The following is a 12,612-nucleotide window of genomic DNA, read 5'->3' as shown; positions in this document are numbered from 1 at the left end:
GAGTCGGTTGGTCTGAGGGCCGCTAGTGCTTCATGTACGCGCGGGCGGCGAGCGGGACGACGACCACGATGATCGCCAGCGAGGCCAGCGCGGAGTACGCGGTCGCGTGCTCGGCGGCCCAGTTCATGGGCTCGTTCACCACGGGCTTCGGGCTCAGCGGGTTGCCGAAGGCCTCGCGCAGCGAGCGCGCCATGGAGGTCACGGGGTTCCAGGAGGCGATGGTGCGCAGCGGGCCCGGCAGATCGCCCGAGGCGATGAACGCCGACGAGATGAAGGCGATCGGGAACATGACGATCATGGTCAGCGCCTGGGCCGATTCGGGTGTGGACACCGAGAGCCCGATGAGCGCGCCCAGCCACGACATCGCGAAGCCGAAGAGCAGCAGCACCGACAGCGACACCGCCGCATCCACCCAGCTGCCGCGCATCCGCCAGCCCACCGCGAGGCCCACCAGCAGCATCACGGCCACGCTGATCACGTTGACCACGAGATCGGAGATGGTGCGGCCCACCATGACCGCGAGCCGCGACATCGGCAGCGAACAGAACCGGTCGATGATGCCGTTCTTCATGTCCGAGGCCACACCGATCGCGGTGGGCCCGGAGCTGAAGGCCACCGTCTGGACGAGGATGCCCGCGAGCAGGAACTCGCGGTAGCGATCGCCCCCGACCTCTCCGCCGAGCGCCGAGCCGAAGACGTAGCTGAAGAGCAGCACGAACATGATCGGCTGCACCGTCGCGCCGAGCAGCAGCTGCGGGATCCGCACCAGCGTGGTCAGGTTGCGGCGGGTCATCACCGCGCAGTCGCTGAGGAATCCGCCCAGCGACGACTCCCGCTCCTGCGGGAAGGTGATCGCGGTCATGCGTTCTTCTCCTCGGTCTTGTTCGCGTCCTCGCCGGTGAGGGCGAAGAAGACGTCGTCCAGGGTGGCCTCGCGCAACATCGCGGACTCGACGTGGACGCCGGCCTCGCGCAGGTCGTTGAGCACGGCGACGAGCTTGTACTGGCCGTCGGCCACGCGGATCGCGCTGAGGCCGGAGGCCTCGCGGATCGCGGTGCCGTCGATCGCGTGGCGGGCCAGGATCGGCCACGCCGTCACGCGGTCGCGCTCACGTATCCCGATCTGGATCAGATCCGCCGCGGCGGCCGACTTCAGCTCGGGGACGGTGCCGGAGCGGATGATCCGGCCCTGGTCGATGATCGTGACCAGGTCGGCGAGCAGCTCGGCCTCGTCCAGGTACTGCGTGGTCAGCAGCACCGAGATGCCGTCCTCCTTGCTGAGCCGGGCGATCACGTCCCACACGTCCTTGCGGCTGCGCGGGTCGAGACCCGTGGTGGGCTCGTCGAGCACCACCAGGCGCGGGCGAGCGATGATCGCGCCGGCCAGGTCGAGCCGGCGGCGCATGCCGCCCGAGTACGTGCCCGAGCCGCGGTCGGCGGCGGCGGTGAGCCGGAACTGCTTGAGCAGCTCGTTGGCCCGCGCCTTCGCCGAGGCCCTGTCGAATCCGTAGAGGCGGGCGAACATCTCGAGGTTCTCCCGGCCGGTCAGGTTCTCGTCGACCGCCGAGTACTGACCCGACAGGCCGATGATCGACCGCGCCTTCCTGGGATCGGCCAGGGCGTCGACACCGTCGATCGTCACGGAGCCCTCGGAGGGCTTCATGAGCGTCGAGATGATCTTCACCGTGGTCGTCTTGCCCGCGCCGTTCGGGCCGAGCAGGGCGTGCACGCTGCCCGGCGCGATGTCGAGATCCACACCGTTGAGCGCGTACACGGCCTTCTTGCCGCGGCCGTACTTGCGGGTCAAGCCACGGACACTGACGAGCGGCTTCGTCTCGTCCAGCGTCTTGCTCGTGGACTTCACCACCGCGGTGTAGTTGCCGGTGAGGAAGACGTTCATCGTGCGGGCGACCTCGTCGATCGCCGGCGACGAGCCGAGCTGGTTGTGCGTCGCCTCGATGTCGTGCACCTGGACCAGACCGGTCACGTACGGCCGCCACAGCTGCGGCACCAGGCCACCGGTGGGCTGCTCCGTGGCGCGGAAGACCAGCATGTTGCCGTCGTACTCGCGCGGACGGTGCGAGTAACCCAGCATCGTGTTGTGCCGGTAGTTCGACAGCAGTCGCTCCATCTGGCCGCGCGAGAGCTCGCGGGCCGGGCCGCCGGCCGAGGCCAGCAGGTCGAGCGCGTCATCGGTCGTCAGCTCCGCGTCCTCGTCCACGTCGAGCCCCACGAACTCGCGCAGGAGCGCCGCGACGGACATCTCCTCCCGCGGTCCGCGGTAATCGCCCAGCGGATAGGCGTCCATCAGGGCGAGGTTGACCTTCTCGCCCAGATCGCGGAGCTCCACGGCCATCTCGTGCGCGATGAGGCCGCCGAGCGACCAGCCCAGCAGGTTGTACGGGCCGTGCGGACGGCTCGCGCGGATGTTGCGGACGTAGGTGCGCGCGAGTTCCTTGATCGAATCCGCGGGCGGCATCGGGTACGAGATGCCGGGAGCCTGCAGACCGATGATCGGGATGCTCGGATCCAGTTCGCCCGACAGGCCCAGGTAGTTCCAGGCCAGGCCGACCGCCGGATGCACGCAGTACAGCGGCTCCACGCCCGGGGTGCCCGCGCGCAGCGGCAGGATCGGATCGGTGATGGCGGTGTCGGAATCCGCTGCCACACCGGTGATCACGGCCGTCGTCGAGACCGGCGCCGGGGCACCGGCGATCCGTGCCGCGATCGCCGAGACCTTGGCGTCCTCGAAGAACCAGCGGATGCTGGCGTCGTCGGCGTTGAACCGCTCACGCAGCCGGTCGACGGCGATCGCGGCCTGCAGCGACGTGCCGCCGACGGCGAAGAAGTCGTCGTCCATGCCCAGCGAGGCGACTCCGAGCACGTCCGAGAGGATCTCGGCCACAGCGCCGTCCAAGCTGGCGGCGGACATCGTCCGGGGCTTGGGCGCGACGGGCTCGACCACCGCGGCCAGCGGGGACACCGGCGCCTGCTCCCGCACCGCCGGCGCGGGGGCACCGACGGGCGGCAGCGCCTTGAGGTCGGTCTTGCCGTGCGCGGTCACCGGCACCCGGTCGATCTGCTGGAAGACCGCCGGAACCATGTGGCGCGGAAGGCGATCGCCGACCCAGTTGCGCAGCTCATCGACGGTGACGGCACCGTCGGCCACGTAGTACGCGACCAGCCGCGCGGCGGCCTGCGCCTCGAGCGAGCCGTCGCCGCGGTCGACGACCACGACGGCCTGACGCACCCGCGGGTGGCTCTCGACGGCCGTGGCGACCTCGCCCGGCTCCACGCGGAAGCCGCGGACCTTGAGTTGATCGTCGCTGCGGCCGACGAACTCGAGCACCGGATCGCCCGATTCGGAGGCGCGCCAGCGCACCAGGTCGCCCGTGCGGTACATGCGCTTGTAGCCCTGCGCATCGTTGTACGGATTCGCGACGAACCGGGACGCGGTGAGCTCGGGCCGGTCGAGATAGCCGTGCGCCACACCGGGGCCCGCCACGTACAGCTCGCCGACGGTGCCGGGCGCCACCAGGTTCAGGCGCTCGTCGCAGATCATCAGCTGGGCGTCCGTGACGGCGCTGCCGATGCCCACGTTGTCGGGGTCGACGGCGCCCATCGTCGCGGCGATCGTGACCTCGGTCGGTCCGTAGGCGTTGATCAGGATCCGCCCGTTGGCCCAGCGGCGGGCCAGCTCGGTCTGCAGCACGTCGCCGCCGACGCTCAGCGCCTCCAGCAGCGGCAGGTCACGATCCGGGATCGTGGCCAGCGCGGCCGGGGTGATGAAGGCGTGCGTGACCTCGTTCTCCGCCAGGAAGTCGCCCAGCGGCGAGCCGCCATAGAGCGTGACCGGCGCGATCACGAGCTCGGCCCGCGACCAAGTCGCCAGGAGCAGTTCGAGGATCGAGGCGTCGAAGCTCGGGGAGGCGAAGTGCAGCACCCGGGCCTCGGCACCGACGGCGTGCTGGCGCACCAGCGAATCGGCCATCGCGGCGAGCCCGCGGTGCGGGACGACGACACCCTTGGGCCTACCGGTGGAGCCCGAGGTGTAGATGACGTACGCCGGATCGTCGACGCCCACCGGTGCGACATCGGCCGGCGGGTGCTGCACCCGCGAGGAGGTCAGGTCGACCAGCACCCACTCGACGGACGCCGGCAGCCCCGCCGAGGCCTCGCGGACCGTCAGGCCCACCGAGGGCGTGGCGTCCTCGAGGATGTACTCGATCCGCTCGGCCGGGTAGTTCGGGTCGACGGGCAGGTAGACGGCGCCGAGCCGGGCCACGGCCCAGAACGCGACGACCGAGGCGGCCGAGCGCGGAACGGACACGGCCACGCGGGTTCCGATGCCCACGCCGAGACCGGCGAGGCGGTTCGCCAGGGCGGAGACCGCCGAGTCCAGCTCGGAGTAGGTGTAGTGCAGATCGCCGTCGCGCAGCGCCGGGGCACCCGGGCGCTGCCGCACGGCCCGCGCGAGGATCTCCGCCATGGTGTGCGGCTCGATCGTGGCGGAGGCGCGCTGGAAGAGCTCCTGCTCCTCCGGCAGCAGCACCGGCAGGTCGGCGACCGGGGTGTCCGGCGAGGCCACGCCGGCCGTCACCAGGCGCGCGAGGCGTCCGACGATGCCCTCGGCGGTACTGGGCCGGTACAGGTCGGTGCGGTAGCGCAGGTTGAACCGCAGGCCCTCCTCGACCTCCCGCACCTCGAAGGTGGCGTCGAAGGTCGTGGTGGCCGCGGCCAGCGGCAGCGGCTCGAGCTCGAACACGCCGGCACCGTCGGTGCTGAGCACGCTGAGCGGATCGCCCAGGTTCTGGTGGCTGAGCATCACCTGGAACACGGGGTGCCGGTCCCGGCTGCGCGGCGGCTGCAGGGCCTCGATCACGCGCTCGAACGGCGCGGTCGCGTGCACCAGATCGTCGAGATCGCCGCTGCGGATCCGGTCCACGAGGGCGTTGAAGCTCTCAGCGCCGGTGACGGTGGTGCGCAGCGCCACGGTGTTGACGAACATGCCGACCACGTCGCGCAGGCGACGGTCGGTCCGGCCGATCACCGGGGTGCCCACCACCACGTCGTCGGCGCCGTTGACGCGGTGCAGCAGCGCGGCGAGACCGGCGTGCAGCACCATGAACATCGAGACACCGCGCTTGGCGGCGAAGTCCGCCAGCGCATCCCGCTCCGCACGCGGCAGCACGATGGCTATCTCTCCCGCGTCGGTCGAGCCGATCGTCGGGCGCGGGCCGTCGGCCGGGAAGGAGCTCTCCTCCGGAATGCCGGCGAGGCGCTCGGCGAAGTAGTCCACCGCGCCGGCGTCTTTCTCCGCCTGGCCACGCTGCCACACCGCGTAGTCCGCGTACTGCAGCGGCAGCTCGCTCCACTGCGGCTCGGAGCCCGTGCTGCGGGCCAGGTACGCGGCCATCAGGTCACGGGTCAGCGGCACCACCGAGGCGCCGTCGGCGGCGATGTGGTGCACCGCGATCGCCAGGATCGAGCCCTTGCCGGTCGGGGCGGTCATGACCCGCAGCGGCAGGTCGCGGTTGAGCGCGAACGGCCGCGCGACGAACTCCGCGATCGCCGACTCCTGGCCAGCCACATTGGAGGTCGCGGTCCCGAACTCGGCCGCGAAATCGCGGATCTCGGGCGCGTCCACGGCGAGGATCTCCTGGTACGGGCCCTCGGCCGAGGACGGGTACCGGGTGCGCAGGCTCTCGTGCCGCTCGAGCAGGTCGCGCAGGGCCGCGTCGAGCACGGCCTTGTCGACCGGCCGGCTGGCGAGGAACGCCGCGCCGATGTTGTACGTGGGGCCCGGGTCGATCTTGTTCTGCAACCACATCCGCTCCTGCGCGGACGAGAGCGGCATGCGATCGCCGCGCTGCACGCGGCGCAGGCCCTGGTCCTCGAGGGCGGACTCGTTGGAGATCCGGTCGGGATCACCGGTGAGCGCGGTCGCGATGGCGGCGGGGGTCCGCAGATCGAAGACGGTGCGCGCCTCGATCCCGTTGCCCAGCAGGCCGACCAGCTCGTTGGCCGAGAGCGAGTTGCCGCCGAGGTCGAAGAAGTCGTCCTCGACGCCGATGGCCTCGTTGCCGAGCACCTTGCGGAACGCGTCGAGCACGCGGCTCTCGCCCGGTGTCCGCGGCGTGGCGGCCGCGTTGCCGGTGCCTCCGAAGTAGGGCTCGGGCAGGGCGGCGTTGTCGAGCTTGCCGGTGTTGCCCATGGGCACCGAGGCGATGATCATCACCGCGGCGGGAACCATGAAGCCGGGCAGCCGGGTACGCACGTGGGCGCGCACCGCGGACGGGTCCACGTCGCCCTTGACGTACGCGACGAGCGCCGGGGCACCGTCGGGGCCGGGGCGCACCTGGGTCGAGACGAAGTCCACGCCGGGCATCGTGTCGATGGTCGCGTCGATCTCGCCGAGCTCGATGCGGATGCCGCGGATCTTGACCTGGAAGTCGTTGCGGCCCACGAAATCGACGATCAGCCTGCCGTTGTCGCTCCGGGTCCAGCGCACCACGTCGCCGGTGCGGTACATCCGGTCGCCGGGGGCGCCGTACGGGTTCGCGACGAAGCGGGACGCGGTCAGCTGCGGGCGCCGGTGGTAGCCGCGCGCCAGCTGCGGTCCCGCGACGTAGAGTTCGCCGGGCATGCCCACGGGGACCGGGCGCAGCTCGTCGTCGAGCACCATCAGGCCCTGGCCGCGCACGGGCGGGCCGATCGGCACCCGGCCGTCGCCCGAGAGCGCGTCGGAGATCGCGGTCATGATGGTGGTCTCGGTCGGGCCGTAGCCGTTGTGCAGGTGCCGGCCGACGCTCCACTTCTTCGCCAGGCCGGGGCCCAGCGCCTCGCCGCCGGCGAGCACGGTGGTCCAGGTCGGGACGGCGTCGGGATCGACGGTCGCCAGGGTCGACGGGGTGAGGAAGCCGTGCGTCACTCCGTGTTCGGCGATGATCCGTTCCAGTTCGCGTCCACCGGTGGTCCCCGAGGGCACCACGACCAGCGGCGCGCCCACACGGATCGCCATGAGGTGTTCGAGCACCGTCGCGTCGAAGGCCGTGGAGGCGAACGCCATCACCTTGGTGTCGGCGCCGGTCTGGAGGCGCACGTGCAGCTCCTCGGCGAAGTTGCCCAGGCCGCGGTGGGTGACCACGGTGCCCTTCGGCTGCCCGGTGGAACCCGAGGTGTAGATGACGTACGCGGCGTCGTCGAGGTTCGGCACGATCTGCGGGTCGTAACCGTCACCGTCGAGGTTGTCCATCGCGACCCAGTTGACGCCCTCGACGCCGCTGCCCGTCGCGGTGACGCCCACGCGGGCGCGCACGTCGTTCGCGATGTAGTCGCGGCGGTCCTGCGGGTACTTCGGGTCCACGGGAGCGACCGCGGCACCGGCGAGCGTGATCCCCCAGAACGCGGTGATGGACTCCGCGGAGCGCGGCAGGTCCGTGAGCACGGCCTCACCGGGGCGCGATCCGGCGGCCAGCACCGCGGCGGCCACCTTGCGGGCGTCGGCGTACAGCTCGCGGTAGGTCAGCACCCGCTCGCCGTCGACGATCGCGGGACGGTTGGAGTAGGTCCGGGCCGCCTCGCGCATGAGCTGCCCGAGCGGGGTGTGGAAGTCGGCCTCCACCCCGTGCACAGGGGTGAGCTCGGCGAGCCGCTCAGCCGCCATGATCGGCAGCGCGTCGATCGTCGTCTGGGGATCGAGGCCCACCGCGGTGAGCACCGCGACGAGCGCGTCCAGGATCGACTCGGCCTGTTCGGTGCGGTAGAGCTCCGAGGCGTAACGCAGCTCGATCGTGCCGTCGGCGCCGAGCGTGAACTCGAGATCGAAGCGGGCGATCGGCACGTCGACGGGGACGACCTCGACGTCGATGCCGGCCATCGGGAAGTGCTGGGTGTCGAACGGGCGCTGGTTGAGCATCACCTGGAAGATCGGGTGCCGGCCCGCGGCGCGCGGCGGGTCCACCAGTTCCAGCACCGACTCGAACGGCAGGTCCGAATGGTCGAGCGCGTCGAGGTCGCCGCGGCTGACCGCGGCGAGATGCTGGGCGAAGGTGTTGTCGTTGACGGTCCGGGTGCGCAGCGGGATCGAGTTGACGAACATGCCGACGAGACCGTCGAGTTCGGCCTCGCCGCGACCGGCGACGGCGGTGCCGATCACCAGATCGCTCTGGCCCGACAAGCGCGAGATCGCCGCCGCCAGCGCCGCATGCACGACGATGAACGGCGTGGTGGTGTGCGCGCGGGCCAGTCCGGCCACGCCCGCCCACACCTCGGGGGCGACGCGGGTGTCGATCGAACGCGCCGCGGAGACGACGCCGCCGGAGCGCGGGACCGCGGCGGGCGGCACCGACTCGGCCGGCGGATCGGCGAGCACGTCCGCCCAGAACCGGTCGAGCGCCTGGCGCGGCGCCCCGGTCAGGCGGTGCTTGTAGGAGCGGGCGTGCTCGGTGTAGGTGCGCGGCAGCGGTGCGAACTTCGGCGCCTTGCCGCGCGTGCGCGAGGCGTAGGCGGTGGCGAGATCACCGGCGAGCGGCAGCATCGACCAGCCGTCCGCGGCGATGTGGTGGATCACCAGCACCAGGACGAAGTGCCGATCGTCGATGCGGTACATCCGCGCCCGGATCGGCACGTCGGCGGCGAGATCGAAGGGCTCGGCGGCGTACTCGGACGCGGCGTCGGTCAGCTCACCGATCGTCACGGAGCGCTCGGTGAACGGCACGAGGTTCGGTCCGGCGGGCAGCACCTGCACCTCGGGCTCGCCGGCGGTGGGGCCGTTGCGGTAGACGGTGCGCAGCGGGGTGTGCCGCGCGACGACCTCCCCCAGGGCGACGCGCATGGCGGAGACGTCCACGTCGCCGCGCAGGTGCAGCGCGACCGGAATGTGGTACGAGCCATCGGGACTGACGCGGTTGCGGACCCACATCTGGTGCTGGGCGGGGAGCAGCTCCGCCGCCTCCTCCGGATCCGACGGTGCCGTGAACTCCGGCTCGGCCGCGACCGGCGCGGCGACGACCGCCTCCGTCGCGGGCGCGAGCGCCGCGGCGGGCACGGGCGCGCCGCCGATCGCGGCGGCGAGACCCTCGACGGTCGGATTGGCGAAGACCGTCGCCACGCTCACGCGAGTGCCGGTCGCCGAGCCGAGCCGGGCGGCGATGCGGGTGGCGGACAGGGAGTTGCCGCCGAGGTCGAAGAGCGTGGTGGCGACGTTGAGGTCGTCCTTCGTCACGCCCGGGATCACCTCGGCGAAGGCCTCCGCGACGAGCTTCTCGGCGTCGGTCTTCGGGCCGCGCCCGGTGATCACGGTGACCGCGGCGCGCTCGGGCTGCGGGAGTTGCTTGTGATCGACCTTGCCGTTGACGGTGAGCGGGAACTCGCCGAGCGGAACGATGTGCGCCGGAACCATGTAGGCGGGCAGTTCCGCCGCGATGCTCGCGGAGATCGTGCCGGTCTCCGCGGTGCCGGTCACGTAGGTGACCAGTTCCGCGGTCGCTGTGTCGTCGCCGAGGACGACGGTGACGGCGCGCTCGGTGCCGGGCACGCGCATGACTGCCGCGTCGATCTCGCCGAGTTCGATGCGGAACCCGCGCAGCTTCACCTGCGAGTCCACGCGACCGAGGAACTCGAGCGTGCCGTCGACGTCCCAGCGCACGAGGTCGCCGGAGCGGTACATGCGGGCACCGTCGGCCTCGAAGGGGTTGGCCACGAAGCGCTCCGCGGTGAGCACCGGGTTGCCGTGGTAGCCGCGGGCGATGCCCGGGCCGGAGATGTAGAGCTCGCCCGGGACACCGGCGGGGGCGGGCCGCAGCTCCGAGTCGAGAACGTAGAGCCGGGTGCCGGGGATCGGTCCGCCCAGGCGCACGGGAGCCTCGGCCCGCAGCGCGCCGAGGGTGACGGCGATCGTGGTCTCGGTCGGTCCGTAGACGTTGACGAGCGTGCGCCCGTTGCCCGCCCACTTGTCGACGAGGGCCTGCGGCACCGTGTCGCCGCCGACGCCGAGGGAGGTGAGCGCGGGCAGCTTCGCCGGATCCAGCGTGGCGACCGCTGCGGGCGTGATGAATCCGCCGTTGACCTCGCTCTGCGCGAGGATCTCCTCGAGTTCCTCGCCGCCGTAGACGTCCGGCGGCACCACCACGAGTGTCGAGGCGCTGCCGACGGCCATGAGCAGTTCGAGCACCGAGGCGTCGAAGCCCGGCGAGACGAAGTGCATGACGCGCGAGCCCTCGGCCAGGCCGTGCGAGCGGACCAGCTCGGCCGCGAGGCTCGACAGGCCGGTGTGGGTGACGCTGACGCCCTTCGGGCGGCCGGTCGAACCGGAGGTGAAGATCAGGTAGGCGGGGTTCGCGAGGTCGATGGCCGGCCAATCCGCATCGCTGGCACCGGCGTTCGCACCGGGTCCCCACACGCGCGCGAGGTCCGCCGGGGTCAGCGTGGCGACCGGCGCCGCCGCCGTGGCGATGTGCTCGGCGCGCTCGGCGGGCAACTTCGGGTCGATCGGCACGAAGGCCGCGCCGGTCTTCGCCACCGCCCACACGGCGATCACGGATTCGAGCGAACGCGGGATGCGCAGGGCGACGCGCTCCTCGGGCGCCGCACCGACGGTCATCAGGTACCGCGCCAGCCGATCGCTGTAGCGGTCCAGCTCGGCGTAGGTGATGCTGCGGTCACCGTCGACGACGGCGATCCGCTCGGGCTCCGCGGCGGCGACGCGGCGCAGCAGCTCGGGCATCGGGACGGACGGGCCGGCGGCCGCGGGTGCGCCCGGTGCCGCACCGGCGAAGCGGGTCCAGTCCGCGGTCTCGGCGGCGGTGGCGACCGTCAGGGCGGACAGCGGCGTCCCGCCGGATGCGGCGGCGAAGCGCTCGAGGTACTCCATGAACCGCACGTAGTGCGCGTCCAGATCGGCGACGGTGTAGGTCGCCGGGTTGGCCTCCATGTCGATCCGCAGCGCGCCCTGTTCGGACTCGTAGACGGTGACGGCCACGTCCTCGGCCGGCCCGGACGTCAGCAGGTTCAGCGTGCCGGCCGCCTCGCCCAGGGTGAGCGCCGACGAGAACATCATGATGTTGATGGTGTCGCCGAAGGTGGAACCGACGACGCCCTCGCGCAGCGTGGGCGCCTCCATACGGGCGGCGGGATAGAGCTGGTGCCGCAGCCCGTTGCGCAGGTCGAGGCCGGTGCCGTCGATGATGTCGGAGACGGTGGCCCCGGAGCCGGCGCGCACCGGCACGGGCAGCACGTTGGCCGTCATGCCGGTGGAGCCGCGCAGCGCGGCGGTGGTGCGGGCCGCGACGGGCACCGAGAGCGAGACCTGCTCGCGGCCCGAGACCGCGGCCACGTACGCGCCGAAGGCCGCGATCACGAGGCCGGTGCGGTTGGTGCCCAGGCGCTCGGCCGCTGCCTCGAGCCGGGCCCCCGCCTCGGCGCTGGGGTCGCCGTTGCGGCGCAGATTCAGGCTCGACGGCGCCGCGACCACGCGGCTCAGGCCGGCCGCCTCGGGCAGGGTCGCGACCACCTCGGACCAGTACTCGGCGTCACCGTCCGAGCGCGCCGAGGCCAGGTACTTGTCCTCGGAGACGACGAAGCCCTCGGGCGTCAGCGGGGCGGGCTTGAGCGGCGGCGTCTCGGCGCCGGTGGCGTGCGCGGTGTAGAGCTCGGCGACGCGGCGCTGCAGGATCGAGGCGCCGTAGCCGTCGATGACCACGTGGTGAGCGCGCGCGTACCAGAGCCAGCGATCGTCGGCGACGTGGATCAGGCGGTTGATGATGAGCTCGTCGGTCGCCATGTCGATCGGCCGCGAGTACTCGGCGCGCATCCAGGCGACGGCGGCGTCGATCCGCTGGTCCTCGGGCAGATCGGCCAGGCCCAGGTCGATGACCTGGGCGGCGGCGTCGATCGAGCGGTCGAGCCGCTGCACCGGCGAGCCGGACTCGTCGACCTCGACGCGCAGGAACGGGGAGAGGAACTCGTCGCTGGCCTCGCGGGTGGCCCGCTGCATGGTCGCGACGTCGAACGGACCGCGGATGTCGACGTATTGCGCCACGGTGTACGCGACGTCCGGGGACATCTGCTGACCGAGCCACATTCCGTACTGGGCTCCGGTCAGGGAGTGCACCACGTGGTCCACCTAGCTCTCCTCTGCGTAACGATCGCAACACACAACGGTTGCAATCGCAGAATTGTAGGGAGCGCGACGTTGGAATTGCAACATCTTCAATAGGACTTCCCGTGAGCGAAGCTCACAGAAACATCGCAGGTCGAACGGTTGCTACAGAAGAATGTTCACTGGGGATGTGCCATCCTGCGGTTTCTCTGACGTTCTGCGCCGCGATGCTCAGCTTTGAATTCATGATCAAACATTGCAGTAACTTGCATCGCGGTCCCGCCGAGTCAGAACGTGTTCTAGATCACACCCCGGAACCGCCCGTTCCGCCATTCCCGGAGCGGCCCGCGGAGACTCGCGGAGTGCGCCATCGAGGGCGTCCGGCAGCGGCCCCCGCGCTCGTGCGCTACATTCGAACCGTGCAGTGGCGCGCTCTTCTCCTCGGTTGCCGCGGCGGGGTCTGATCCAGACCGGCTCCCCGTCGCGGGTTGAGCCGTGCAGTCGCGGCAGCGC

2 protein-coding genes are annotated in these 12,612 nt (G+C 71.5%); both read right to left on the bottom strand.

The features are described 5' to 3' along the window. Positions 1–22: 22 nt before the first annotated feature. Positions 23–862, bottom strand: coding sequence for an ABC transporter permease (locus tag BLQ62_RS02770; RefSeq protein WP_068531777.1), 840 nt, complete (start codon positions 860–862; stop codon positions 23–25). After that, a complete protein-coding gene (locus BLQ62_RS02765) occupies positions 859–12,123 on the bottom strand; it encodes a non-ribosomal peptide synthetase (protein WP_068564825.1) in 11,265 nt (3,754 codons plus the stop codon). Before BLQ62_RS02765 ends, BLQ62_RS02770 begins: the two co-directional genes overlap by 4 nt. Positions 12,124–12,612 lie beyond the last annotated feature (489 nt).

It is taken from the genome of Tsukamurella pulmonis (genome assembly GCF_900103175.1).
GTDB lineage: Bacteria > Actinomycetota > Actinomycetes > Mycobacteriales > Mycobacteriaceae > Tsukamurella > Tsukamurella pulmonis.
This window is presented reverse-complemented; position numbering and strand designations above follow the sequence as displayed.